A 26501-nucleotide genomic window follows, 5' to 3' on the forward strand; every position below is an offset into this window, starting at 1 on the left:
GACCCGTTCGGCCGACGCGTGGCAGCAGCAATGCACGTCGCCGTGCACGCGCGCACCAAAGCACGGCAATTGCGGCCCGCTGTTCCAACCCGCGCAAGCGCCATGCCAGCGTCGAGCAGCGGCCGTGCGGTGTGAAGGCCAGTGTGGCACATGAATTGCGTTGATTTGGATTGCTTCCTTTCGTCCACTCAAGCGAAGCTTATGAAGCTGCTCGCCTATCCAGCCTATCAGGCTTTCTCCGACATGATGCTGCCGATGCGGCACGGCACTGACGATCCGCTCGCTCGACGCCTGGCCCGAGTTCGGCGACACGTCACATGGCCGCTCGATGCGTGCGGCCTGTGAGCTGCTGACGCTCGCCGGACTGACTCCCGCGCGGCCGCCGTTCGGCATCGACAGCGTGGTGACGGAGGGCAAGCCGGTGCGCGTGGTCGAAGAAATCACCGCGCGCACGCCATTCTGTTCGCTGTTGCATTTCCGTAAGGACACCACTTTATCGACGCCACAACCGCGCGTGCTGGTCATCGCGCCCATGTCCGGCCACTTCGCGACCCTGCTGCGCGGCACCGTGCGCACGATGCTGAGCGAACACGATGTGTACATCACCGACTGGCACAACCCGCGCGACGTGCCGCTGCGCGAGGGCCGCTTCGGCTTCGATGAATACGTGCAGCACGTGATCGACTTCATCAACATGATAGGGTCCAGCACGCATCTGCTCGCGGTGTGCCAGCCGACCGTCGCCGCGCTCGCCGCGGTCGCGCTGATGGCCGCCGACGATCATCCCGACCAGCCGGCCAGCATGACATTGATGGCCGGGCCGCTCGACACGCGCATCAATCCGACGCGCGTGAACGAACTGGCCAAAAGCAAACCGATCGAGTGGTTCGAGCGCAATCTGATCAGCGCCGTGCCGTTCGGTTTCGCGGGCGCACATCGGCGCGTCTATCCGGGCTTCGTACAGTTGAGCGCGTTCATGTCGATGAACCTCGGCCGCCATCTCGACGCCTTCGAGACGATGTATTACGAGCGCGCCAAGGGCGATCCGCAAAAAGCCGATTCGATCCGCACGTTCTACGAAGAATACTTCGCGACGATGGATCTCACGGCCGACTTCTACCTGGAAACCGTCGACACGATTTTTCAGCGGCATGCGCTGCCGTTGCATGCACTCGAAGTGCAAGGGCGTCTCGTGGAACCTTCGAAGATTCGCCGGACCGCGTTGTTCACTGTGGAAGGCGAGAAGGACGATATCTGCGCGGTCGGACAGTCGCTCGCCGCACAGGACATGTGCGACGGGTTGCGGCCGTATCTGAAGACGCATCACGTGCAGACCGGCGTCGGACACTACGGCGTGTTCAACGGACACCGCTGGGAGCGGCAGATCTATCCGCGCGTGCGTGCCGTGATCCAGGACAACGAGCCGCGTGCGGTGCTGGTGAGCTCGCACGCGCGTACGATCCAGCCGGTGTCGGTGTCAGCGGCGGTCGCGGCCGAAGTCACCGCGGCGGCTCCACCCGCCGCCGCAGTGGTCGCTGTGGAAGTGGATGCGCCGGTGTCTGGATCGGATGCCGCGGGCGCAGGCGGCAGCGGCAGCGCTGCAAAACAGTCCACGTAGCGATCACCGCGCAGGCGGCCACTGGCGACGCAATAAGCCCGCCAACCGGTCGAGTTCGGCACCCATGTCGCGCCGTGATAATTCGGATGCCTTAGGAATTGTGCGCCGCCCGCGCGGCGTCCTGTCATCAGGTCGTGACGCTGTCCCATGGCGTGAGCGCCGGTACATCGCACAGGCCTTCGATTTCGATCGATTTGAAATCGACCGGCGAGACGATTTCGATGTACTCCATCTCTCGCGAGTAGTCGAACAGATAGTGAACGATACCCGGCTCTTGATGCACGCAATCGCCGGCGGCGACGAGCGTCTCCTTGTCACCGTACATGAAGCGCCCCCAGCCCGTCAGCATGATCACAATGTGGAAATCCGCCTCATGACGGTGCCAACTGGTGCCTTGCTCTGGTGCACGAATCGCCTTGACGAGTTGCGCGCGCACCTTGCCGCCTGTCGCTTGCGCGATACCCAGATCGCGATACACAAAAAAGTCGCGCAAGCCCTGGTCCGCATAGGGCGTGTCTTGCGGACGGACATGGCTGAATTGCGTGGCGATTTCGGTGGACATGATCGCGTTCAAGAGGAGTGAGCCGGTCGTTGAAAACGACGCGTTGAGCGTCGTTGCAAGCATCAAGCGCGCCAGTTGACGGACGCTGATTGACTCCACGTAAATGCAATAGGACACGAGCCGCGCCACATTGCACGGCGCGGCGTACTTCAGAAGCCGGGGGCGTTACGCGCTCGGGCGAAACATATGGAACATCGCGCCGATTTCCGCGTAGTCGGCGCGGTAGCCCGCGCGCATGATCGGCTGCGCGGCGTGGGTATCGAACAGGCCGTCTTTCAGATAGGCCTCGTTGATGTGAACGCCGACCACCTGGCCGAGCGACAGATAGTTGTCCATCGGCTCGCCGTCGAGAGTATGCAGACGCACCACTTGCAGCAGCTTGCATTCAAGCGCGGCCGGCGATTCGGCAACGTGCGGCACGGCGACGTTGCGGCCAGGCGCAGGCGTCAGCCCGGCGAGTTCGAATTCATCGATGTGCGGTGCGACCGGCGCCGACGAACGGTTCATCTGCTCGGCGAGCGGCCGCGTGGCGAGATTCCAGACGAATTCGCCGGTGGCTTCGATATTGGCGACGCTGTCTTTACGGCCCTCGCTGCTGAAACCGATGATCGGCGGAAAGGTGGCGAACGCGCCGAAGAAACTGTACGGCGCGAGGTTCAGCGTGCCTTCGCTGTCGCGCGAGGAAATCCAGCCGATCAGGCGCGGGGCGACGATCGCCTTGAACGGATCATGCGGCAGGCCGTGACCGGTAGCGGGGTCGTAGAAGTAGTGGGACATGGAGTGATGTTGGAGTTGGCGGTGCGGTGGAGTGGCCATTTATACCGCAGAGTGGCAGGAGCTGCCGAGGGCGTTTTGTGCGCGATAGGTGAAGGCCGGTGAAGGTCCGTGCGCTTCACGCTTCGGGAGGATGCGTGGGTCCGCATTAGCCACGGCTGATCACCACGCCTGCTATCGCCCTGTCCACACCGCTCTCCCGCTGCCGCCGACAAAAGCGTGCAAGCATAGCGCAGCGCGGCCGATCGCCAGGCCGAACGTGACAAAGCCGGTCTTCCGCGAGGAAGGACCGGCTTTGTTGACCTCTTTGTCGAGCTTCGTTGACTTCACGCCGCGCTGCGCGGCGTAGTCACGCGCATCAATCGTGGTGCTGACGATGATCGTCGTGACGGCGCGGATCGCGGTCGTGCGGATGATGGCGCATCCACTCGTCATGCTCCCAGTAGCGATGACCGTCGTAATAGCGGTCGCCATGCCAGCCGATGTCGTTCGACACCGGCGTCATGTGCGGCTGACCATAGACCGCGGGTCCGTGACCATTCTCGATGATCACCCGCTCCTGGGCGAAGGCGCTGCCGGCAGCGAGCAACGCGCCACCTGCGAGCAGAGTGGCAATAACCGAACGCGACGTCTTGTTAAAAGTTTTCATAGTGACTTCCCATCGAAGTTTTGTTTCAAGCCAGCGTCCGTGTTCGTTCGATCTTCCAGCCGTGATGTCGGGCTCAAACCGACGCCGTACGCTTGAGAGGAACTTTAGCGGCGCGAACCACGCGAAAACGTGAGGACTTGTAAGCGGGCATTTCAGAGATGGGATTGATTGACGAACTCGCAAGATCGCGTTCGATGCCCGTCCGCCAAACGATGCGCGGCGGCTAGACGGCGAGATGCGTCAGCGCGATGTCAGGCGCCGTTACATTCATTTCGCCGGAGAAATATTTGGCAACGCGCCGTGCTCGACGCCGCCAAAAGAAAAAGCCACGGTCCGCATTTCGCGAACAGTGGCCTCAATCATGCGATGCGCACCCGCAGTGCGCGCCCGTGCGCGTTGTCTCGCGCCAGGACGGTACGACCTGCTTTAGTCGGTCAGCTTGATGCCGAACAACGTAGCCTGGGCCTTGCGCCTGCGCTCCGACTCGCGGCTGCGCGCTTCGTACGAATAGTCCGAATCCAGTGGCAGATGGGGCGATGCAAAGAGATCGCTGACCTTTTGGAACAGTGCAAAAATGAAGCTCATGGCGACTCCCGGTTGGTGACTGCAATTTCTAGGGTTTTCCCTTAGGCATAAGTATAGGGTTTTCCCTAGGCAAAAGCTAGTGCAATGCAGCAATTATTCGGGTGTGGTGCCAATGTCTTGGGAATTAGAGGTCATGGTGCGTTGCACCATAACAACGTCCCCATTTTTCCACCTCCCGGGAGCAAGAGGCTTCGACTATTGCAATGTGGTCGACGCGGCTCGCCGGCCTCGCGAAGATTTCGCGCTCGCGGCGCTTTTACGCGGATTGACGACGGCGGCGTCGATAGTACCGGCCGCGGCGCCGTCCGCGCGCCGCAGGGTCGCGCTATTCATGGACACGATCAGCCCCGGCAGGGTCCGCGCGGCGGCGTCATGAGGTTTGACGGACGCTCCCGTCGCCGAAAACTCGACATTCAACGCCCAGTGGCCTTCGTGGATGCCTTGATCGCGCAGCAGCGCGCTCAGCAGTTCCTCGATCGAATATTTGTGCTCACTAGTCGGCATGATGGCTCCCGTCCGAAGATGCGCTGGCGTATCCGGTCCGGCTTCGCAACAGCAAGGGGAGTGTAAAACGCGAGGGCGGGCTCGCGAGGAGGCGGCGGCGGACGGATGCCTTACCGTACCTATCCGGTGATGAGGAATGGGACGCTGCTGGGCGATGAGGCAGGTGGCGAGCCGAAGGGGGGCGAAGGGCGAAACGGGGCAAAGCGGGAGGCTAAGCGCGAAGCGGGGCGAAGCGCGCCGCCGCGGCCGGCTTATCGCCGGCGCCGCGGTCACCTGCTATTGACCCGCGTTGGTCGCTTTCGCCTTGTGCCCATGCTGCGCTCGTACAGCGCGCTTCCCATGAGCGGGCGACGCGGCGCCTTGCTGAGGCGCTGCGAGCGCCGTCCCAGTGGTCGCCGCAGTCCCAGCAGTCCCAGCCGTCCCAGCCGTCGCGGAAGCAGCATCGGCTGCTGCTGCGTTTGCCACCGCCGCGTGAGGGTCGAGCAAACTCGCCATCGCCGCCTGCTGGTTTTGCATCATCTGTTCGATGCGATGCTGCTGCGCGGTGGTCTCACGCGTCAGACGCATCAGCAGCATGGTTTGCGTGATGCCGATCGCCACCGTCACCAGCAGCGCACCCACCACGATCGACAGCATCCATTTCATCCGGCGCGAATGATCGGTCGCGGCGCGGCGCTGATCGGCGATCACGCCATACAGCGCGTCGACGGTATCGGCAAACGCGGTTGCCCGTGCGCGATCGAGTTCCGGCGCGGTGCGCAAAGCGGCCGCGGCCGCTTCCGCGCGTTGCGCTTCCCGCCACGACGGACCGAACGCAGGTTCGATATCCGCGGACGCAGGTCGGGTCGCCGACGGCGGCACGCTCGTCCTGGACTCGGCAGGCTCGTCCGACCCGGCCTTTGCTCGCGGCGCAACACCATCGACAGGCTTGCTCACCACTTCAGCTCCGCCCGCGGCCGCTTCGCGCGACGCGGTCGCCGCCTTCGCGAACGTTGCGGCGAAACGCTGCGGTGGCTTGCTGCCGTCCGCTTTCGATATAGCCGCCGAGTCAATCGCCGTGGCGACCGGCTCGGCCGCCTGGCGCAGCGCAGTCACGCTGCGCGCGACAGTCGCCGCCGCCATCGCGGGCGAAAGCGGCGCAGCCGAATCGCGCGCCGATGCGGCCGGTTTCTCGTCGGCGGCCACTTCCTGCCCCGGCTTCGCGTTTGTCGAAACCGGCTCGTCGACGGGTGAAGCGGGCGAAGCCAGCGGCGTCGACGGCTCGATTTCGAGTCCGCTCAGTTGCGCATTGACCGGCGCGGGTTCGTCGGTCCTCGCAGCGCGAGACGCGCGGCGCGCGGCCTTCGCATCCGGCGAAGCGCCGTCGCCGGCCTCGATTGCGCCGACTGCCGCCAGCACGACATCGGGCAATTCGAAGCCATGCAACGTGCCTTGCCGGATGTCGATGTTCATCGCTTCCAGCGTGGCGCGGGTGGGGTCGTCGGGGAACAGGTCGAGTGTGCTGTCGTCGCGGGCGACGCCGCTCAGTTGCGCGAGGCGTTGTGCCGAGCGCGCGGCGCGCGCCAGCTTGTTTTCGGTTTCGGTCGAGACGGTGGCCTGGCGCCGCTTCTTCGAAGTGGCGCGCTGCGGCCGGGACTGCGTGGATGCTACGGAATCTGCCATAGAGAAAAAAGCGGTCGTCGCCGGAAAGCGGGCGCCGGGCGCCGCTCGTCAATACCATTGGAATTTTTCGAGACCGCATTGTCGCATGGTCGCCCGCCCCCGCCGAAGCCATTCAACGACGATTTTCCATTTTCAGGCCGACGCGTCGTCCCGCCGGAACTGCCTGACGTGGGCCAGTTGACGCAAGCGTGCGCAGATCACCTGCTATTGCGTATTCGACACACGAGTTCGAGACTCCCCGGCATCGTTGCTCCTCCCTACCGGAAAGGATTGGAAGCGATTTCCGCGTCTGTGCCGGCGTGCCAGCGGGACCTGTTTGCTTTATGCTAAGCCGCACGCCGTAGTGCGGCTCGAGTCGATACTCGCGGCGCCGTATAGCCAACGCCGACGCTTGGCCCGTCCGTCTGTAAAGCAGGTAGCATCGGCGCTCGCGGCGCGTTTGCTTGCGCATTGGCCTGCGTGGTCGCCGGCGGATTTGCCAGCGCGTTTGCCGGCTACCGTATCGCATCGCCGCTCAGACTACGGAACGGGTCCCGTGGACGCTTCGAAATACCTGGTTTGACCAATTTGACATTACCGAGCATGAACCTTCCCGCCGCTTCGACGATCGCTCTCGCCACCGCACTGCGTGAGCATTTCACGGGCGTGGTACTGCCCATGTGGCGCGGACCGGGTTTCAATGCAGCGCTGAAGCTGCCCTACGAAGCGCTCAGCGCTGACGACCATCAACCGCTGCCCGTCGAACGCTACCGTGCCATGGCTTGCGCGCGGCAACTGTTCACGTTCGCGCAAGCGGGCGACGAGGCGCACGCGCAGGTGCTGTTCGACTCGCTCACGCACACCTTTCAGGATACGGTTCACGGCGGATGGTTCTACAGCGTGGACGCGCAGGGCGTCCCGCTCGACACCACCAAAGACCTGTACACGCATGCGTTCATCGTGTTCGCGTGCGCCGAATATGGCCGCCGCTTCGACAATCGCGATGCGCTGAAAATCGTGCACAACACGTCGGCGCTGATCCAGTCGCAGTTCGCGGCCCAAGGCGATCTGTTCAACGCCGCGCTGACTGCGGACTTCGGCAGCGTCACCGGCACGCCGATCCAGAACCCGCTGATGCACCTGATCGAAGCCTGGCTCGCCGCCTGCGAAGCCACGCGCGACAACGTCTTCGGCGCCGCGTTGCGCCGCCTCGCCGGCGCGGTCGCGCGTCACTTCGTGCACGCGCCCACCGGTTGCATCGCCGAATTGCCGATTGGCGCGAGCGACAACCGTCTGGAGCCGGGGCATCAGTTCGAATGGTTCTGGCTGGTCAGGCAAGGGGGCGCGTTGTTCGAAGGAACCGGGCTCGCCGAAGCTTTGCAGCGCGCCTTCGCCTTCGCGCAGCAATACGGCGTGGACCGGGCCACCGGCGGCGTGTACGCATCGCTCGACGAAACCGGCGGCATCAAGGACGCCACCCAGCGGATCTGGGCGCAAACGGAATACCTGCGCGCGTTGGCATGTCACGACGATCCGCTCGCACGCGACGCGCTGCCCCGGCAGATCGAGCTGTTCCAGCAGCGCTTTCTGCGTCCGCAAGGCTGGTTCGAGTGCAAGACGCCAGCCGGCGACGTGGCGCGTGCCGATATGCCGTCCACCACCCCTTATCACCTCGCCACCGCGTACGCCGCATTGCCAGTCTAAGCGACATCGATCGGCGCGCGCCGACGCAGGATAGCCGGCCGACGGATTTGGAACGCATATGAATCGCGCGATGGCCGATGAAAATGTTCGATGCTCGCCTTAGGGCTTCTGAACGGTCGTGCAACGGGTAAAAAGCTGGCGGTCTGCGCGACTGGCAACACGGCATCAGACCAGATCGGGATCACCCTGCTGACGGCGACATTTACGCCCCATTATCGCGAGATGGGGGGCAGAACCACGCCGGGCGACGCGAATTCCGCGTGCAACGCACCGAGTAGGTGTTTGTCCTGAAAGCGACATACAAGCCGTTTATTCTCCTAAGCGGAGCACGTTCCCGGACGCTTTCCGAGGCTCCGAAAAAGGCCGCGACCTGGGAATACCCGAATGCGGCTTGCTTGGCGTCCGTCATGAAGACGTGATACAACTCTGCCTTCGCGCTCGATCTCGCGTTGAGAAATAGCGGTCGCGAATGCACAACATTTACTGGATCAAAAATGGCAACAGGTACTGTGAAGTGGTTTAACGATGCAAAGGGCTTTGGCTTCATCACGCCGGACGACGGCGGCGAAGATCTGTTCGCGCACTTTTCTGAAGTTCAAGGCACGGGCTTCAAGTCCCTGCAGGAAAACCAGAAAGTGTCGTTCGACGTCAAGCAAGGCCCGAAGGGCAAGCAGGCTGCAAACATCCAGCCGGCCTAAGTACCTTCCGGTACTCTGAAGTACTGTCAGGCGCTCGCGTCTGATGCAAAATGGTCCGCTTTCGCGGGCCATTTTCTTTTTCTGATGCCTCATTTTTCAGCGTTATCCGGCTTGAATTGCATGCATTCCGGATGACCCGAATGCCGCAATCGGCCCGCGCATTTCCTCGAGCTGTTGCGTATGCAACACAGATTCAGATATTTCGAACACGGATACAGCCTGTTTCAATTGCTGCGTCTGTTGATGCAGCGAAGCCGCCGCAGCCGCGGCCTGTTCGACGAGCGCCGCATTCTGCTGCGTCATCCCGTCCATCTGCACCACCGCCTGGTTGACCTGCTCGATACCGGTACTTTGTTCGAGCGATGACGCGCTGATCTCCGCCATCATCTGCGTGACGCGCGAAATTGAGGCAGACACGTTGCTCATCGCTTCACCCGCATGTTCGACGAGCGTCGAGCCGCCTTGAATCTCCGCGACCGATTCGCTGATCAAGGTCTTGATTTCCTTCGCCGATTGCGCACTGCGCTGCGCGAGACCGCGCACTTCGCCTGCCACCACCGCGAAGCCGCGGCCTTGCTCGCCGGCGCGCGCCGCTTCGACGGCCGCATTCAGCGCGAGGATATTGGTCTGGAACGCGATGCCGTCGATCACCGAGATGATCTCGGCGATCTTGTCCGAGCTCTGCGCGATACCGCGCATCTTGTCGACCACCTGGTTGACCACGTCGCTGCCGCGCGAGGTCGCGTCAAGCGCGGTCTCGGCAAGCGCATTGGCTTCGCGTGCGCGATCGGCGTTCTGGCGCACGGTGGCCGTCAACTCCTCCATGCTCGACGCCGTTTCTTCGAGCGATGCCGCCTGGTTCTCGGTGCGCGCCGACAGATCGGCATTGCCGGTGGCGATCTCATTGGCGCCGAGGTGGATCGAATCGGCGGATTCGCGCACGGTCTGCACGGTGCGCCCCACGCTCGCCTGCATTTTCGCGAGCCCCGAGAACAGCCGGCCGATCTCGTTGGTGCCGCGTGCGGCGATCGGCTGGTCGAGGCGTCCTTGCGCGATGCGGTCGAAATGGCGGCCCGCTTCCTCCAGCGGCGCCACGACGCCCCGGCGCAGCGCCGCGTAGACCGCGATCGTGCCGGCCACCAGCATCAGCAGGATCACGATACTGACGACGCGGAAGGTTGCCATGCGCGCATCGATCGAATCGAGCGACGCCCGGCTCGCGGCGTCGCTGAATTGCGCGAAGTTGTGCGACTCGGCGAGGTACGCGTCCTGGAACGACTGGGTCGGCTGATCGAGGAATGCCTGGATGTTGTTCGAGTCGAGAAACTGCACGAGTTCGGCGAGCGCGTCGTGCAGCTTTTTATAGCGCTCGGCGAGCGCCGCGGCGCGGGCGCTGTTTTCGTCGCTCGTCTTCGGCGCGCTCATGAACGCGCCGAACGACTGGTCGGCGGCCGTTAGCTGCTCGCGGGCGTGCTGCACGATGTCGGCGAGTTCCGCGCCGCCGCGCACCATGCGCGTCCCGGCGCGCGACAGGTTGATGCGCGCGTCCATCAAACGCTGGGTCGTGTTGCTGACCGCGTCCATCTGCTTGAGCGCGATGTTCGACAGATCGCCCACGTCGTCATGCGTACGCGTGAGCGACCAGAAGCCCAGACCCACCGTGACAAGCTGGAAGACGCAGAACGCGGCCAGAACACACAACAGGCCGGATGCGACCTTGATCTTGCTGAACATCGTGAACACCTGGAAGCAAAAGAATGACGAGAACCTTCGTTAGGGTTAACGGCAGGGGGTGACCGTAGCTTGAGACGAAATGCGTTAAAAATCGGCCTACATGTCTTTTTCATCGGCTATCGCCTGTATTGCAATCGGTTGGCGCAATAGTGCCGCGCACATTTTTCCGATTCCCCTTGACGCGATGCATCCATGCTTCCTAGAGTGGGTAGGGACTGGACTGTACGATGCACGCCAGTGCAGTGCCACCGGGGGCTAGTGCCCGAAGGAATCACGATGACCGACCTCCTCGACCGGGCGCGCGGCGCACTGCACGCCCAACCGTTCAGCATGCTGCTCGGGGCCGAGCTGATGCACACCGGCACCGATGAACTCGCCTTGAGTCTGCGGATTCGCGACGAGTTGCGGCAGCAGCATGGCTTCGTACATGGCGGCGTCATCAGCTATCTCGTCGATAACGCGCTGACGTTCGCTGGCGCGTTGTCGCTTGGGCCGAAAGTCGTGACCGGCGAATACAAGATCAACTACCTGCGCCCGGCGGTGAACGGCACGCTGATCGCACGCGCACGCGTGGTCTACGCGGCGCGGCATCAGGTTACCTGCCAGTGCAACGTGTATGTGATGGACGGCGACCGTGAAAAGCTCATCGCGGTCGCGCAAGGCACAGTCGACCGGATCGGCGAGAACGGCGAACACGAGCCGGCGGGGTGACGGGTTCGCGTATCAGGACCACGCCGACACCGAAAGGGTCGGCGTGCGCTGCACCTTCATCGCCGAAACGCTCGGGATTCCAGCCGCCAACAACACGCGCAAGGTGCCCATCCTCGCCGACGCGCAGCTCGTGCACGCGCGGCGGATTGGCAAATTCACCTACTGCAAGCACAACGACGCCGATTGGCGAAAGCCCGGCCGCGCCTTTGCTGCCCTTTACCGCCCTTTACCGCCCCTTTACCACCCTTGCCAATCTCTGAGCGCGCAGTCTCCCGACCAACGCGCCATCGATCTCTCAACCCCCCAAAGGAACCACATGGACGAACTCGCTCTCGCCGCCGACGCAGACCGGCGCGCGCACGCTTACCTCGCCGGCATCGGCAAGCGCCGGGTATTTCCTGATGCGGCCGCGCTCGCGCAACTCGCAGCCTTCGACGAAACCTTGCCGCGACATGGCCACGCGCCCGCCGATGTGCTGCGCCTGCTCGATGAAAGCGGTTCGCCGGCAACGGTGGCGTCGAACGATCCTCGCTATTACGGCTTCGTGATCGGCGCGGTGCTGCCGGCAGCCGCGGCGGCCGAGCGGCTGATGGGCGCGTGGGACCAGTGCGCATCGACCTTCGATAACTCGCCGGCCGCCGCCGTCATCGAAAAGATCGCGGCGCGCTGGGTGCTCGACGTGCTCGATCTGCCACGCGAAGCGGCGGTCGGCTTTGGCACCAGCGCGACGGCATGCACGCTCGTTTGTATTGCCGCCGCACGGCGCGCGCTGCTGGAACGCAAGGGTTGGGATGTCGACAACGATGGCCTGGATGGCGCGCCGCCGGTGCGAGTCGTCATCTCCGACATGGCGCATATCACCGTGAAGAAGGCGTTGCGCGTACTCGGCTTCGGCATGAAGCGCGTCATCACAGCGCCTGTCGACGAGCACGGCCGTATCGACCCCGCCCAGTTGCCGCCCCTCGACGACATGACGATCTTCTGTGTGCAAGCCGGCGAAGTGAACACCGGCGAATTCGACCCGTTCGCCGCCCTGATACCGCGCGCCAAGGCGGCAGGCGCATGGGTCCACGTGGATGGCGCGTTCGGCCTGTGGGCGCGGGCGTCGTCGAAGCGGGCGCTGACGGAGAGCATCGACGGCGCCGATAGCTGGACCACCGACGGCCACAAATGGCTCAACACGCCCTATGACGGCGCAATGGCGATCTGCCGCGATGCACGGGCGATGTCGGCGGCGATGAACAGCGACGCGGTCTACCTGAGCGGAGCCCACGATGCGCAGAAGAATCTGACCTTGGAGTTCTCGCGCCGTCCGCGCGGCATCCCGATCTGGGCGGCATTGCGTTCGCTCGGGCGCAGCGGCGTGCAGGAGATGGTCGACCGGCATTGCGCACAGGCGTCGCGCATCGCCGATGGCTTGCGTGCCGCGGGTTTCGAGGTGATCAATCGCGTCGTGCTGAATCAGGTGCTGGTGCGAGCCCCGACCGACGCGCAGACGGTTGCGGTTCGTGAAGCGGCCCAGGCATCCGGCGAAACGTGGTTTGGCGGCACGCTCTGGCAAGGACGGCCCGCGTTCCGGATCAGCGTGTCGTCGTGGCGCACGCAAGACGAGCACGTCGATCGATTGGTCGGGCTCCTTGCACGACTGCTCGCGCAGCAGCGCGTCTGAAAGATCGCGGCGCTTCAAGCCAGGCAAAAAAGGCCGTTTCCGCTCAATGCGGAAACGGCCTTTTACATCGGCAACGCATGACAGCCGCGCGGCGAATTACTCCGCCGCGTAGGTCTTTTGCGTTTGCTCGCCAAGACCCTCGATGCCCAGACGGATCGTCTGACCCGGCTTCAGAAACACCGGGTTCGGCTTCACGCCCATGCCGACGCCCGGCGGCGTGCCGGTCGAAATCACGTCGCCCGGTTGCAGGCTCATGCACTGCGATACGTACGAAACCAGTTTCGCGACGCCGAACACCATCGTCTTCGTGTTGCCGTTCTGGTAACGATGGCCGTCCACCTCGAGCCACAGGCTCAGGTTCTGCGGATCGGCGACTTCATCGCGCGTGACGACCCACGGGCCGATCGGGCCGAAGGTGTCGAAGCCCTTGCCCTTGTCCCACGTGCCGCCGCGTTCGATCTGCCATTCGCGTTCCGACACGTCGTTGATGACGCAGTAGCCGGCGACGTAGTCGAGCGCGTTGGCTTCGTCGATATATTTCGCCGGCTTGCCGATCACCACGCCCAGTTCGACTTCCCAGTCGGTCTTCTTCGAGCCGCGCGGAATTTCGACGTCGTCGTTCGGGCCGCAGATGGCGCTCGTCCACTTGTTGAAGATGACCGGTTCGGCCGGCACCGGCAGATTCGATTCGGCCGCGTGGTCCGCGTAGTTCAGCCCGATGCAGATGAACTTGCCGATCTTGCCGACGCACGGCCCCATACGTGGATTGCCTTCGACGAGCGGCAGCGAAGCCGGGTCGAGCGCGCGCAGCTTCGCGAGACCTTCATCGGTCAGCGTGGCGCCGTCGATATCGCCGACTACTTTGGACAGGTCGCGAAGCTTGCCTTGCGCGTCGAGCATGCCCGGCTTTTCCTGGCCTTTCGGCCCATAACGAAGCAGTTTCATCGTGGTACTTCCCTTTTCGTTCAGTAGTGTTCGATTCGCAGGTCAGGTTGCGTCAGTTCGACCAGCCGCCGTCGATCACATGGGCCTGGCCCGTGGTGAACGCCGACTCGTCGGACGCGAGATACAGTGCGAGCGCAGCGATTTCTTCGGGCTTGCCGATGCGGCCCATCGGCTGACGCGCCACGAACGCCGCCTGCACGGCGTCCACCGTCGCGCCTTGCGCCTGTGCCTGCGCGACGATCCGCTGTTCGAGCGACGGTGACGACACCGTGCCAGGGCAGATCGCGTTACAGCGTACACCACGCGTGACGAAATCCGCAGCAACCGACTTGGTCAGCCCGATCACCGCGGCCTTCGACGCGCCGTACGCGAAGCGGTTCGGCACGCCCTTCACGCTCGACGCCGCCGACGACATGTTGATGATCGAGCCGCTGCCTTTATCGAGCATGCCCGGCAGGAACGCGCGGATGGTACGGTACATCGCCTTGGCGTTCAGGTCGAACGCGAAATCCCAATCTTCTTCGCTGCATTCGAGAATCGAGCCGGCGTGCACGTAGCCCGCGCAGTTGAACAGCACGTCGATCGCGCCGACTTCGGCGGCCAGCGCCTTGATCGCCGCGGCGTCGCGCACGTCGAGCTGGCGCGCCTCGACCGGTTTGCCGGCCAGTCCGTCAATGCGGATGTCCGTGGCGATCACACGTGCGCCTTCGCGTGCGAAGAGTTCAGCGGTGGCGAGACCGATGCCTTGTCCTGCCGCGGTGATCAGGGCCGTCTTGCCGGCCAGTCTTTGTGTCATCTACGACTCCAGTTGGATGGGCTGCGTGTGCGGTTTGCGTCCTGCTGATGTTTGCGTCCTGCTGATGCTGCCAGAAATCAAAGTCGATAAAACGCCGCCGCGTTAGCGCCGAAGACCGCGTCTTGTTCGGTGTCGCTCAACGACGCGAGCAAGGTGGTCGCCACCGAATGCCAGAGCAGATAGTCGCCGTTCAGGTCGAGCACCGGCCAGTCGCTACCCCACATCAGACGCGCCGGACCGAACGACGCCAGCAGATGCTCGACATACGGCCGCAGCGTTTCCTCGGTCCAGCCCGGGGAAGCCTCGGTGACGAGACCCGACAGTTTGCAATGAACCTTCGGCAATCGCGCAAGCCGCGTGATCGCGTCGCGCCAGGCCGGATCACCCGCGCCGCCGTCACGGATCGGCGGCTTCGCGCCATGATCGACCACGATGCGCAACGCGGGAAAACGCGCCGCGAAGGTTTCGACATGCTCGACGTGCCGCGCGTAAATCAACGCATCGAACGCGAGGTCGTGTGCGATCAACGCGTCGATTGCCGGTGCGAGATCGGGATTCGCGATCCAGGCGTCGTCCGGCAGATCCTGGAGCATCGGACGCACGCCCTTGAACTTCGGCTCGCGCGCAAGCGCCTCGATCATGGCCGGCGCCGCGGGCAACAGCAACGGCACCCAGCCGACCACCCCCGCGATCGACGGCTCATGCCGCGCGAGGTCCAGCAAATAGCGCGATTCGTCGAGAGTGGGCGCGGCCTGCACCACCACCGTACGCTCGACGCCCGCGCGTTCGCGCAATGGCGCGAGATCCGCCGGGCCGAACGGCCGGTACAGGATCTTCAGCTCCGGCGTGAGCCACCCGTAGTCGCCTCGGGCCGGGTCCCAGTAGTGCTGGTGGGCGTCGATCGGCATCGTCACATCAATCCTCCGGCGCGGGCGCGCGCCGGTCGAGCAAACCTTCGTCGCGCAACGCGGACCACAGACCCGCGGGGATCGGCTGCTCGAACGAGGCGACGTTCTCGCGCAATTCGTCGGCACTGCGCGCGCCGGTCAACACGGTGGCGACCGCCGGATGCGCATACGGAAACTGCAACGCGGCGGCGGCAAGCGGCACGCCATGCGCGCTGCACACCGCCTCCAGCCGCGCGACGCGCTCGATCACTGCGCGCGGCGCTGCGCCGTAGTTGAATTTCAGATCACCCGCAACGCCGTGCGCCAGGATGCCCGAATTGAACGCGCCGCCTAACAGGATGCTGACGCCACGCGCTTCACAGGCCGGCAGCAGGTCGTCGAGCGTGGTCTGTTCGAGCAGCGTATAACGGCCCGCCAGCAGCGCGCAATCGATATCGAACTCCGCCATCGCGTCGAGGATGACCGCGCCTTCGTTGACGCCGAGTCCGACCGCCTTGATCGCGCCCGTCGAGCGCAGCCTGTCCAGCGCGCGGAAGCCGCCGCCTTCAGTCAGTTGCCGCCAGTAATGCGGATGCTGGTCGCCATGCGTGACCCGGCCGATGTCGTGCACCAGCAGAATATCGATCTCGACGATACCGAGGCGCTGCTGACTGTCTTCGAACGAGCGCAGAATGCCGTCGTGCGTGTAGTCGTAGATCGCTTCGAAGGGCAGCGGATTTTGCCAGCCTTCGCGGTCGTCGAAGGGCGTGGTGCGCGGCACGAAACGGCGGCCCACTTTGGTGGACAGCACGTAGTCGCCGCGCGGATAGCGGCGCAACGCGTCGCCCAGGCGGTGCTCGGCCTTCGTGTTGCCATAGTGCGGCGCGGTGTCGAAGTAGCGCACGCCGGCGTCCCACGCGGCGTCGATGGTCGCGTGTGCCTCTTCGTCGGACAGATCGCGGTAGAGGCCGCCCAGGGGCGCCGTACCGAGACCTAGTCCGCTCACCTGCAACGCGCCCCGGCCGATGCGGCGCCGTTGCGCGATCTTTGAACCGATCGTTGCGGTCATTGAGGGCGTCTCCGTTGTCTCTATGTTTTTACCATGCGCGAACGAGATTTGCCCACCACGCAGGGTCTATCCAATGAAAGCGTACAGACGGTCCGCTCAATTCGGCTCAATCGCGACGACCCGCTGCGCGGGCGCGGCGCTCAACGGCAAGCACGCGGGCCCAACCGGTTCAAACGTCTTGTAAGTCAGGATGAATTCCTGATGACCGAGCGTCTCCGATTTCGACGCCGCGCCGCACGACACCGCCACCGTTTGCTCGAACACTTCGCGGCCGACTTCGTCGAGCGTGCCGCGGCCTTCGAGAATACGGCCCGCATCGACGTCCATGTCGCCGGCGAGGTTGCGATACGTCGCTGGATTCGCGCACACCTTGATCACCGGCGAGATCGCCGAGCCGACCACCGAGCCGCGTCCGGTCGTGAACAGGATCACGTGCGCGCCGCACGCGATCAGCTCGCCGATTTCGGCGTTGTCGCTGATGTTCGGAAAACCGAAGCGCGGTTCGCCATCCGGCACGACGTCGAGCAGATAGAGGCCGCCGGTCGGCGGCATGTCGCCGGGTTTGATGATGCCGACAATCGGCGACGCGCCGCTCTTCGCATACGCGCCTAGCGATTTCTCTTCCTGCGTAGTGAGGCCACCGTCCGCATTGCCGACCGCGAAACTGCCGTGCCCGAGAATCGAGTAATAGCGCGCCGCCTTCGCGACGCAAGCAACGATTTCATCGCCGAGATCCTGCCGCGCTGCACGCGTCTTCATATGAAATTCGCAGCCCACCAGTTCGCCGGTTTCCTCGAAGATGCAGGTCGCGCCCGCGTCGATCAGATGATCGAACGCGCGGCCCACGGCCGGGTTCGCGGTGATGCCGCTGGTGCCGTCCGAGCCGCCGCAAATCGTGCCGATCACCAGTTCGCTCAGCGCCATCGGCACTTTGCGTTGCGCAGCGAGTTGCCGGCGCGCGCCGCGAACCCAGTCGATGCCGTATTGAATCGTGCTGCGCGTGCCGCCCTTTTCCTGGATCGTCAGGACTTCGACGGGACGCCCGCTCGCGCGCACCACGTCCGCCAGATAGTGCTTGTTCATGCTCTCGCAGCCGAGCGACACGAACAACACCGCGCCGACGTTCGGATGCGTGGTGAGCCGCTCCAGCATCTTCTCCGCGTACCCATTCGGGTAGCAGCCCGGAAAGCCGATCAGATGCACCGGCGGCTCGCGTTCGGTGCAAGGGTCGTCGAACGCGTCGAGCTGCTCGCGAAACTGCGTGACGATCTCGCGCGCCACGTGATGCGCGCACTCGACCAGATAAGCCACCGCGACCACATTGCGGATGCCCTTGCGGCCGTCGCTGCGCAGATAGCCTTGCAGCATCGGCTGCGGCGCGGCGGTTGCTATGGAAGTGTCTGTCATGGTCTTTCCAGCGGTTTCAGCGGCACTGAGGCCGCGTGATGTTGCGCAGTCAATGATGGACGAACGCGTGACCCGCGTCGTGCGTATAAGTCGGCAGGTAGTCGCTTTCGAGGTTGTGCGTATGCAAATGCGCGCCGCGCGCCACCGCTTCGGTCACGTGGCCGATCACCGCGCCGTAGCGCAGCACCTTGTCGTCCTGCGCGAGTGCGTGACGCGCCACCTTGTGACCCAGCTCGATGTCTTTGGCGAGCGTGACGCGCTCGCCTTCGATCACGACCTCGGTGCCCGCGTTCAGACGCGCCGCCGCGATCAGGCAGTTGTCGGCGGGGCTGAGCAGGATCAGGCTCGGGTCGGTCGGTGGGTCGGTTGGCAATGAGCGGCTGGTCAATTGAGTTCTCCGTGATGCGTGTGCATTAGTTCTGGCCTTCGCCGCTTGCGAGCCGCGCCACCATCAGCGAGCCGAGGATGATCGCGCCGTAGATCGCCTGAATCCAGAACGACGGCACCTGAGCGAGCGTCAATAGGTTCTGCACGACGCCCAGCAACAGCACGCCGGAGAGCGCGCCGAGCATCGTGCCCTTGCCGCCATCGAGCGAAATGCCGCCGATCACCGCGGCTGCGAACACCGTGAAGATCATGCCGTTGCCCTGATTCGCGTTGATCGCGCCGACATAGCCGGTCACGATCAGGCCGCCCAGCGACGCCAGCATGCTGCCGAGCACGAACACGCCCCACGTGATGCGCTCGACGCGAATTCCCGCCGCACGCGCCGCTTCCGGGTTGCCGCCGATCGCATACAAGGCGCGGCCCAGACGGTGATAGCGCAACATGAACGCGGCGATCGCAAAGGCCGCCGCCGCGAGCCACACCGACAATGGCAAGCCGAACACGATGGTGGTGGCGAGCGAGAAGAACGACGGCGGCATGTCGAACAGCGTGCCGCCCTTGGTCGCGCCGACCAGCATGCCGCGCAACACGATCAGCATGGCCAGCGTGACGATGAATGCGTTCAGCCGCAAACGCACCACGAGAAAGCCGTTGATCAAACCGATCGCCGCGCCGACCGCGACGATGGCGACGAGGCCGACCGCCGCCGGCCATTGCGTGCCGAAGCCCGCGGACGCCGCCGGCATCACCAGCATCGCGCCCACTGCGGGGGCGATGCCGACCGTCGATTCGAGCGAGAGATCGAACTTGCCGGTCAGCACGATCAGCGATTCCGCGAGCACGACCAGCGCCAGCGCCGCCGACGCGCCCAGCACGCTGATCAGATTGGCCCGCGTCAGAAAGCTGGGGCTGACGAACGCGCCGATCACGATCAGCAAGGCCAGCGCGGGCAGCAACGCCAGCTCGCGCAGGCGCGCCAGCTCGAAGCGGGCGCGTTTGCCGCGCGTCGGCTGCACGGCCGGTTGCAGTTGGCGCGGCGCACCGCTGAATGCGGGACTGGGCGCACTATTCTTCATGAAGACTGACTCCTTCAACGGATGCGATCAGGTCGTGGTCCTGCCAACCCGCGGGAAACTCGGCCGCGACACGGCCACGGAACATGACCAGCACACGGTCACAGGTGCGCAGATCGTCGAGCTCGCCGGACACGACCAGCACGGCCTTGCCCTCCTCGCGCACGCGGTCGACGACGGACAGCAACGCTTCTTTCGATTTCACGTCGACGCCCGCGGTGGGGTCGATCAGCACGAGCACGTTGGGGTCGGTGGCGAGGGCGCGCGCCATCACCACCTTCTGCTGATTGCCGCCCGACAGCCCCGACACGACATGCTCGGGACCCTGCGCGACGATGCCGAGCGCGTCGATCATCCGCTGGCCGAACGCGTTCTTCTTCGCGGGCGGCGCGATGCCGAACTTGCCGAGCAGACGCGCGATCGTCATCGACGCGTTTTCCGCGACCGATTGGGTGAGCACCAGGCCCTCGTGATGCCGGTCCTTCGGCACGCAGCCGACGCCATGCGCCAACGCCGCTGGCACATCGCCAGACGGCAAGGCGCTACCGTCGACGCTGATCGTGCCGCGCCTGGCCGCGCGCAAACCGGCGATCGCTTCGGCCACGCTCGTGCGGCCGCTGCTGGTCGCGCCGGTCAGGCCGACCACTTCACCGCGCCTGACCGTAAACGACACGCCTTCGTAATCGGCGCCGGCCAGTTCGTCGATCTGCAGCGCGATCGCGGTGTCGGCGGGCAATGGGTCGCGCGCCGCCGCGTCGGCCACGGCGAGGCCGCCGCGCTCACCGGTCATCGCTTCGATCAGCCGTTCGCGCGGCAACGCGGACACCGGCGCGCTGACGATATGCCGCGCGTCGCGCAGCACCGTTACGGCCTGGCAAATTTCATAGACCTCCTGCAGATGATGCGAGATGAACAGGAAGGTCACGCCTTCGCGCTGCAACTCGCTGATGCGCCGGAACAGGCGCTTGATTTCGTCGCCGTCGAGTTGCGCGGTCGGTTCGTCGAGGATGATGAAGCGCGCGCCGTACGACAGCGCCCGCGCGATCTCCACCAGTTGCCGCGCTTCCACTGTCAGGTCGCCGGCGCGCGCCTCTTCGCGCACGTCGATCTTCCAGTGGTCGAGCAACGCGCGGGCGTCGCGGCGCATCGCGGACCAGTCGATCACGCCGCCGCGCATCGGCTGCCGGTTGATGAACAGGTTCTCCGCAACGCTCAGGTCGCGGATGATGGTCGAATGCTGATAGACGCAAGCGACGCGCTCGCGCCATGCATCGCGATCCGCGATCGACGGAGCGGCCGCGCCGCTGAAACGCACCTCGCCGGTATCGGGCTTGCGCAGGCCGGTGAGGATCGACACCAGCGTCGATTTGCCCGCACCGTTGCGCCCGACGAGCGCATGCGACTCGCCGGGCATGACGCGGATGCTCACGTCGTTCAGCGCGGCGGTCGAGCCGAAGCGTTTGGTGATCTCAACCGCTTCGACGACCGAAGGAAGTCCCTGTGGGGCGACCGGAGGAAGTCCCTGCGGGGCGACCGCGGGAAAGGTCGTCGGGCTCATATGGCCGCTCCTTTTTGACGGCTCATTTGACCGTGTTGCCCCACAAGGCCTTATCGTCGACATTCGACTTCGTCACGAGCGGCGCGGGCAACTGGTCTTCGAGAAGCCCCGGCGCCAGCTGGATGATGTTGCTGCCGTGATCGGTCGGGCCCGGCTTGAAGGTCTGCCCCGCCAACGCCGCCTTGATATAGAAGAGACCGTATTTCGCGTACGAATCGGCAGGTTGCGATACGGTTGCGTCGATCTCGCCGCGGCGAATTGCTTCGAACTCCTGAGGAATGCCGTCGTTGCTCACGATCACGACGTGCTTCGCATCACCGGCTGGATACAGCATCTGTTTGCGCCGCAAGGTCTGCAGCGTCGGCGACAGATAGACGCCGCCTGCCTGCATGTAGATCGCCTTCACGTCGGGATTGGCGGTCAGCAGACTGTCGAGCGCGGTGGCCGCCACGTCGCCCTTCCAGCTCGCCGGAATTTCCAGCAGCGACAAACCCGGATAGCCCTTCAGGCAAGCGCGGAACGCTTCCGAGCGATCACGCCCGTTGACCGACGCCAGGTCGCCCATGATCTGCACGACCTTGCCCGCCTTCACGTGCTCGCCGATGTATTTGCACGCCTTCTCGCCATACGCGCGATTGTCGGCGCGCACCACCATCGCGACCTTGCCTTGCGTCGGCGCGACGTCCACTGCGACTACCGGCACGTTTCTGGCGGCAGCGGCGTCGAGCGCGCGGCTGATCGCCGCCGAGTCCAGCGGGCCGACCACGATGCCCTTCGAACCGAGGTTCAACAGGTTGTTCATGTCGGTGATCTGCTGGACGGGATCGCCATTCGAGTTGACCGGTGCCAGGATGTTGAGGCTCATGTCCTTCGCGTACTGGGGCAGGTAGTTGTTGTACGACTGCCAGAACGGCGAGGTGAGCAGCGGCAGATCGAGGCCGATCTTGCCGGAATCGGCGGCTTGCGCGGCGCCGCTCACGGCGAGGCCCGCGACGCACGCGGCGGCCGCGAGAGTGAGGAGCGAACTGCGGAACAGACGGCGGGGCGCGTGCGGCCCTTTGACGAACGACATGCTTGTCTCCTGCTATGCGTTGTTGAACTGCGTGAACCGGTCATGAATGCCGGAACTTCGTCCTGCGCTCTCTCTTTCTTATTGGGCTATTGGCGTATAGGCATGCGTTCATTCACCAATGAACGTATTATTCATATACGGACTTTTTGAAGTCAAGCGATGTGCACTGCACCAGGCATCCGTGCTTTCCCTGGACGAACGACGCCTTGCTTGAGAATTCCGCCGGATTTACATTCATGCGCCAGACAATGAGAACTGCACATGGAACCTCGCTGACGATGGAAGCCGAAGACAGGGACGACGACGACCGTTATCGGGCTCCCGCGCTCGACAAAGGCCTGGACATCCTCGAACTGCTCGCCGAGCAAAAAGAGGGGCTCACGCGCGCCGAAATCACCAAGCTGCTGGGCCGCAATGCGAGCGAGATGTACCGGATGCTCCAACGGCTCGTCGCGCGGCAGTACGTGGTGCGCTCGGCCGCGGGTGACCGCTATTCGCTGAGCCTGAAGCTGTACGCGCTCGCGCATCGTCATCCGCCGATGAACCGTCTGATCTCCGAAGCGCTGCCGCTAATGCAGCGCTTCGCCGATGTCGCCGAGCAATCGTGTCACCTCGTCGTGTACGACCGCGGCAATCTGTTGGTGATCGCCCAGGTGGATGGGCCAGGCACGTGGGGCATGTCGGTGCGGCTCGGCTCGCGGGTCGGGTTGATCGACACGGGCTCGGGTCGGGTGATGCTCGCGTTTCAAAGCATCGAGCAGCGCCAGCAGATGCTGGCCGAACACACCAAGGTGAAGGGCGAGGTCACGATCGACCGTGACGCGCTGGAACAGGTGTGCGAGCGGATTCGCACGGCGGGTTTCTCGCAGAAGGACAGCCAGCAGATTTTCGGCGTGACCGACGTGACGTTTCCGATCCTGGGCCCGTCTGGCCAGGCGATCGCCGTGCTCACCTGTCCGTATCTGCGGCGTATCGATGAATACGCCGCGCCGACGCTCGAAGCGGCGACCGCGTTGCTGCGCGAGACCGTGCAGGCGTTGTCGATGTCCCGCGAGCGGGCCGCCTGAGCTGCATGGCTGAGCAGCGGACCAGTGCGGCGGCTCGTTGAAAGGCGGTCGTCTGCGTACATGGTTTAGAATGGCGGCCCTTCAAAAATTACGCTGTGTGAGCTTGCTCATGCGCGCCCATCGATAAGCAATGGCGAAACTTCTGACCGATTCCGAATTCCAGCGTTTTTCCGAACTCCAGCAGAAGCAGTCGAGCTTCACGATCACGCCTGAAGAAGCCGACGAACTGCGCGACATCGTCGCTCATGCGCAAAAGCGCCGCGACGACCGCGCCGCGGCGATGCAAAGCATCGAGACCTTCATCCAGCAATTCGACATCAGCCCGGACGAGCTGTTTTCGCCGGAGCAGATCGGCGAGGCCGCACGCACCTACGGCCTGATTCCGGCCGCCAAGAAGGAGCGCGTGCTGCCACCGTCGTTCACGTTCAACGGCAAGCCGTATCAGTGGACGACGCGTGCGCTGCCGGACGATATCCGCGTGCCGTTGTTCGATGCGTTCAAGGCGGGCGAATCGGTGAAGTCGTTCATCGCGACGCTGAAGGATGCGAACCGCTGCGCGACGACGATCGCGCGTCTCGAACGCGAAACCGGCGCCGTGTATGCGCAGGCCTGGCTCGAAGAATTGTCGGTGACCCGCGCGCAGGTCGACGAAGCAGCCGCGAAGCTGCCGGCCTGAGGTTCGCGCTCAGCTCCCTTTGCCCGACGCCGCGTCGCTCGCCTCGGCGGTTTCGTCGAGCGCGAGGCGGAATCCCACCACGCCGGGATCTTCGGTCCGCGTAATCGTGAAGCCGCTCGCCTTGGCGAGCGCGATCATCGCGGCATTTTCGCGCAACGCCTCGCCAACCAGCCAGTGGATGCCGCGCGCCCGCGCGTACTGGATGATCCGCCCCATCAGCAACTGACCGAGCCGCCGGCCTTTCTGGTCGGAACGCACCGTGACCGCGAATTCCGCGGTCTCGTTGTCGGGATCGGCGACGGCGCGCACCACGCCCAACGTCCGCGCCAACCCCTTGTCGCCGGGGACCGTCGCGATCAGCGCCATTTCGCGGTCGTAGTCGATCTGCGTCATGCGCGCGAGCTGCGAGTGATCGAAGCTCCCCACCGAGCCAAAAAACCGCAAGCGCAAATCCTCAGGCGTCATTGCTTCGGCGAAGTCATGATGCGCGGCTTCGTCTTCCGGACGGATCGGCCGCACGGTCACGCGCACGCCGTGCCAGTCGACTGTCTCTTCGAAACGGCGTGGATAAGGCATGATCGCCAGACGACTGCGCTGCGCGGCGAGGCTCAGCGTCGGCTCGACCACCATCACGCGATCGCTGTACACCCTCAACGTCAGCGCAAGGCCGCCGATCTCGCCGACGTAGCAGACCGCCTGCGAGAGCGCCGTCAGCGCGGCGAGCGCCGGCTCCGGCGCGACCAGCCGCGCGTAGCGCGAGCGCATGACGATGTCGCGCGCCAGTACCGGATTGAGCGGCGGCAGGCCGTAGACGCGCAGCGGCTCGGAGGCGCCGTCCACCGACGGCGCGGTGAAGCGGAACACGGGGCCGAAGTTGTCGTCGTCGTGAAGCTCGACGGTGATGTCGACCACCGGCTTGCGCGACGGCGCGGCCGCGTCGTCGCGCGCTTCTGCTTCGACTTGCAGCCCGAAGCGCGCGAGGAACTGCGCCGCCGCGTCGCCCGTCAGGGCATGCTCGCCGGCCGTGAGCGCCGCGCGTGCCTGCGCCTGCGCCGCGTCGATCGCTTCAGGAATCTGCGCGGGCAGTCCTTCCGGCGTTTGCATCAGCAATTCGCGGCCCATCCGGTAATCGACCAGACGTGCGAACGCTCGCGCGAGCCGTTGCGGCGTCGTATGAACCGGGATGCCTTGCGCGTGCAGCGCGTCGCGCGTGGCGGCATCCAGGCCGCCGAAGAAGCACGCGAGCAGGCCGCGATACGCGAAACGCTGATTGGCGATCAACGCCTGCGCAACCTCGCCGACCGGCGCGCTGTGTGTCGATGCGTGGACCACGAACGCCGTGCCAGTGCCACGATGCTCCGCGAGCAGCTTGAGCGCGGTGCCGAAATGCTCGGGACGCGCATCGTCGCCGAGCTGCAACGGATTGCCGCCGACCGCAAGCGGCAGCGCCTGCCGCAACGCGTCCGACGCTTCGGCAGGCCACGGCGCGAGCATGCCGCCGGCGGCCGCGAAGGCATCGCAGGCGAGCGTGGCGAGGCCGCGGTCGCTGGTGATCAGCGTCGCCGTCGCGCCGGCCGCCACCCGGCCTACGCCGAGGGTTTCCACTTCATCGAGCAGATCGTCGAGCGCATCGACGCGCACCATGCCCGCGCGCCGGAATGCGGCCGAGTAAAGTGCATCGGCGGGATCGGCGCGACCGGAGCGCAGCGCCAGCACCGGCTTGTTGCGCGCTGCCGCCCGCGCCGCCGACATGAACTTGCGCGCCGCCCGCACGCTGTCGAGTTCGAGCAGAATGGCGCGCGTGCCGGGATCGCTGGCGAGATAGTCGAGCACGTCGCCGGCATCGACGTCGGCCTCGTCGCCGAGCGCCACCGCATGCGAAAAACCGAGCCCGCGCGCATGCGCCCAGCCGAGCACCGCATTGGTCAGCGCGTTCGACTGCGAGACCCACGCGACCCCACCCGCCTTGACCGTGCACGACGGCGCGCCCAGATGCGCGCGCAGCGCCGGCGACACCACGCCGAGACTGCCCGGCCCGACGATGCGCAACAGATTCGGCCGCGCCGCCGACAGCGCGTGCCGCAGCGCGAGCCGATCGTCGTCGCTGCGTACCTCGCCGACGATGATGGCCGCCCGTGTGCCCAGCCCGCCAAGCTTATGGACGATGCCCGGCCATGTAGCGGGCGGCGTGCAGATCAGCGCGACACTGGGCGCTTGCGGCAGATCGCCGACGTCGCGGGTCACGACACGGCCACCGAGCGTTTCGTACTTCGGATTGACCGGCCACAACGGGCCGTCGAAACCACCCTCCAGCACGCGGGCCCAGACCATTGCACCGGTGCTGTCCGGTCGCTCGGAGGCGCCGACTACAGCAACGGATCTGGGTCGAAACAACGCGTCGAGATTGCGAACGGTCACAGGCACTCCGCGGAATGAGAAAGACGCGCCTGCCTCGCGGCGAGGCGTCCGTCTCCGTCAGCATAGGCGAAGTCGCGTGGTTGCGCGGTGCGCCAGCGCAGAAGACCATTGAATGCGCGAGATTGTCGCCGGCGGGCAGGCGCACCCCGGGAGACCCGGGGAAACGCCGGGCAAAAAAAAGCCGCGTCGTCGCGCGGCTTTTCAGACTGCTGACGAACCCCACGTTTTTCGGAGCGTGGGGTTTTGTTTTTTCAGGCGATGCGAGAACGGCCGTGAAGCGTGCGACTTGAGACGATG

General features: G+C 64.8%; 23 protein-coding genes and 1 pseudogene. 7 read left to right on the top strand and 17 right to left on the bottom strand.

Annotated features, from left to right (window positions below; genetic code table 11):
* Window positions 1-201: 201 nt before the first annotated feature.
* Window positions 202-1618 (top strand): annotated as a pseudogene (locus BN2475_RS24745) (polyhydroxyalkanoate depolymerase).
* A 127-nt stretch (window positions 1619-1745) separates the two neighbouring features.
* Here the strand turns inward: BN2475_RS24745 and BN2475_RS24750 are convergent.
* The 6 genes from BN2475_RS24750 to BN2475_RS24770 form a co-directional block, all read right to left on the bottom strand.
* On the bottom strand, window positions 1746-2180 hold the full coding sequence (locus tag BN2475_RS24750; RefSeq protein ID WP_094782136.1) for a cupin domain-containing protein: 435 nt from the start codon (window positions 2178-2180) through the stop codon (window positions 1746-1748).
* A 165-nt stretch (window positions 2181-2345) separates the two neighbouring features.
* Window positions 2346-2957, bottom strand: coding sequence for a flavin reductase family protein (locus BN2475_RS24755; protein ID WP_094782112.1), 612 nt, complete (start codon window positions 2955-2957; stop codon window positions 2346-2348).
* A gap of 355 nt (window positions 2958-3312) precedes the next feature.
* Window positions 3313-3603 (bottom strand): hypothetical protein, encoded by a 291-nt coding sequence (locus tag BN2475_RS24760; RefSeq protein ID WP_094782113.1) that lies wholly within the window; start codon window positions 3601-3603, stop codon window positions 3313-3315.
* A 426-nt stretch (window positions 3604-4029) separates the two neighbouring features.
* On the bottom strand, window positions 4030-4188 hold the full coding sequence (locus tag BN2475_RS34700) for a hypothetical protein (protein WP_162844497.1): 159 nt from the start codon (window positions 4186-4188) through the stop codon (window positions 4030-4032).
* 195 nt (window positions 4189-4383) lie between these two features.
* A complete protein-coding gene (locus BN2475_RS24765; RefSeq protein ID WP_094782114.1) occupies window positions 4384-4692 on the bottom strand; it encodes a hypothetical protein in 309 nt (102 codons plus the stop codon).
* A gap of 276 nt (window positions 4693-4968) precedes the next feature.
* Window positions 4969-6354 (bottom strand): hypothetical protein, encoded by a 1386-nt coding sequence (locus BN2475_RS24770; RefSeq protein ID WP_094782115.1) that lies wholly within the window; start codon window positions 6352-6354, stop codon window positions 4969-4971.
* Between the two features lie 582 nt (window positions 6355-6936).
* On the opposite strand from BN2475_RS24770, the gene BN2475_RS24775 reads away from it, so the two are divergent.
* Together BN2475_RS24775 and BN2475_RS24780 are read left to right on the top strand one after the other, a co-directional pair.
* Window positions 6937-8037, top strand: a complete 1101-nt coding sequence (locus BN2475_RS24775; protein ID WP_094782116.1) for an AGE family epimerase/isomerase — start codon at window positions 6937-6939, stop codon at window positions 8035-8037.
* A gap of 494 nt (window positions 8038-8531) precedes the next feature.
* Window positions 8532-8735 (top strand): cold-shock protein, encoded by a 204-nt coding sequence (locus tag BN2475_RS24780; protein WP_094782117.1) that lies wholly within the window; start codon window positions 8532-8534, stop codon window positions 8733-8735.
* Window positions 8736-8837: 102 nt separating this feature from the next.
* Here the strand turns inward: BN2475_RS24780 and BN2475_RS24785 are convergent, their stop codons facing one another.
* Window positions 8838-10469 (bottom strand): methyl-accepting chemotaxis protein, encoded by a 1632-nt coding sequence (locus BN2475_RS24785; protein WP_094782118.1) that lies wholly within the window; start codon window positions 10467-10469, stop codon window positions 8838-8840.
* A 276-nt stretch (window positions 10470-10745) separates the two neighbouring features.
* Between BN2475_RS24785 and BN2475_RS24790 the strand changes: the two genes are divergently transcribed.
* Both BN2475_RS24790 and BN2475_RS24795 read left to right on the top strand, forming a co-directional pair.
* Entirely contained in the window at window positions 10746-11180 is a 435-nt protein-coding gene (locus tag BN2475_RS24790) for a PaaI family thioesterase (protein ID WP_094782119.1), read from the top strand.
* A gap of 316 nt (window positions 11181-11496) precedes the next feature.
* Window positions 11497-12849, top strand: a complete 1353-nt coding sequence (locus BN2475_RS24795) for a pyridoxal phosphate-dependent decarboxylase family protein (RefSeq protein ID WP_094782120.1) — start codon at window positions 11497-11499, stop codon at window positions 12847-12849.
* 96 nt (window positions 12850-12945) lie between these two features.
* Here the strand turns inward: BN2475_RS24795 and BN2475_RS24800 are convergent, their stop codons facing one another.
* The 9 genes from BN2475_RS24800 to BN2475_RS24840 form a co-directional block, all read right to left on the bottom strand.
* Window positions 12946-13794 carry an ureidoglycolate lyase gene (locus tag BN2475_RS24800; RefSeq protein WP_094782121.1) on the bottom strand — a complete coding sequence of 283 codons (849 nt, stop codon included), beginning with the start codon at window positions 13792-13794 and terminating at the stop codon, window positions 12946-12948.
* Window positions 13795-13846: 52 nt separating this feature from the next.
* A complete protein-coding gene (locus BN2475_RS24805) occupies window positions 13847-14590 on the bottom strand; it encodes an SDR family oxidoreductase (protein ID WP_094782122.1) in 744 nt (247 codons plus the stop codon).
* A gap of 77 nt (window positions 14591-14667) precedes the next feature.
* Window positions 14668-15498, bottom strand: a complete 831-nt coding sequence (locus tag BN2475_RS24810) for an amidohydrolase family protein (protein WP_094782137.1) — start codon at window positions 15496-15498, stop codon at window positions 14668-14670.
* 7 nt (window positions 15499-15505) lie between these two features.
* Complete coding sequence (locus tag BN2475_RS24815) at window positions 15506-16546, bottom strand: aldo/keto reductase (RefSeq protein ID WP_094782123.1); 1041 nt, start codon at window positions 16544-16546, stop codon at window positions 15506-15508.
* A gap of 96 nt (window positions 16547-16642) precedes the next feature.
* Window positions 16643-17953, bottom strand: a complete 1311-nt coding sequence (locus BN2475_RS24820; protein ID WP_094782124.1) for a UxaA family hydrolase — start codon at window positions 17951-17953, stop codon at window positions 16643-16645.
* Between the two features lie 49 nt (window positions 17954-18002).
* Complete coding sequence (locus tag BN2475_RS24825; RefSeq protein WP_094782125.1) at window positions 18003-18341, bottom strand: UxaA family hydrolase; 339 nt, start codon at window positions 18339-18341, stop codon at window positions 18003-18005.
* Window positions 18342-18366: 25 nt separating this feature from the next.
* Window positions 18367-19416, bottom strand: a complete 1050-nt coding sequence (locus BN2475_RS24830) for an ABC transporter permease (protein WP_094782126.1) — start codon at window positions 19414-19416, stop codon at window positions 18367-18369.
* Complete coding sequence (locus BN2475_RS24835) at window positions 19406-20971, bottom strand: sugar ABC transporter ATP-binding protein (RefSeq protein WP_094782127.1); 1566 nt, start codon at window positions 20969-20971, stop codon at window positions 19406-19408. The genes BN2475_RS24830 and BN2475_RS24835 overlap by 11 nt, the downstream gene beginning before the upstream one ends.
* A 22-nt stretch (window positions 20972-20993) precedes the next feature.
* Window positions 20994-22043, bottom strand: a complete 1050-nt coding sequence (locus tag BN2475_RS24840; RefSeq protein ID WP_162494342.1) for a sugar ABC transporter substrate-binding protein — start codon at window positions 22041-22043, stop codon at window positions 20994-20996.
* Window positions 22044-22321: 278 nt separating this feature from the next.
* Between BN2475_RS24840 and BN2475_RS24845 the strand changes: the two genes are divergently transcribed.
* Both BN2475_RS24845 and BN2475_RS24850 read left to right on the top strand, forming a co-directional pair.
* Window positions 22322-23110 carry an IclR family transcriptional regulator gene (locus BN2475_RS24845; protein WP_094782128.1) on the top strand — a complete coding sequence of 263 codons (789 nt, stop codon included), beginning with the start codon at window positions 22322-22324 and terminating at the stop codon, window positions 23108-23110.
* Between the two features lie 130 nt (window positions 23111-23240).
* Window positions 23241-23786: a hypothetical protein gene (locus BN2475_RS24850; protein ID WP_094782129.1), complete on the top strand. Its 546-nt coding sequence runs from the start codon at window positions 23241-23243 to the stop codon at window positions 23784-23786.
* Window positions 23787-23795: 9 nt separating this feature from the next.
* On the opposite strand, the gene BN2475_RS24855 is transcribed toward BN2475_RS24850, so the two are convergent.
* Complete coding sequence (locus tag BN2475_RS24855; protein WP_094782130.1) at window positions 23796-26204, bottom strand: GNAT family N-acetyltransferase; 2409 nt, start codon at window positions 26202-26204, stop codon at window positions 23796-23798.
* Window positions 26205-26501 lie beyond the last annotated feature (297 nt).

Source organism: Paraburkholderia ribeironis (assembly GCF_900019265.1).
GTDB classification, from domain to species: Bacteria; Pseudomonadota; Gammaproteobacteria; order Burkholderiales; family Burkholderiaceae; genus Paraburkholderia; species Paraburkholderia ribeironis.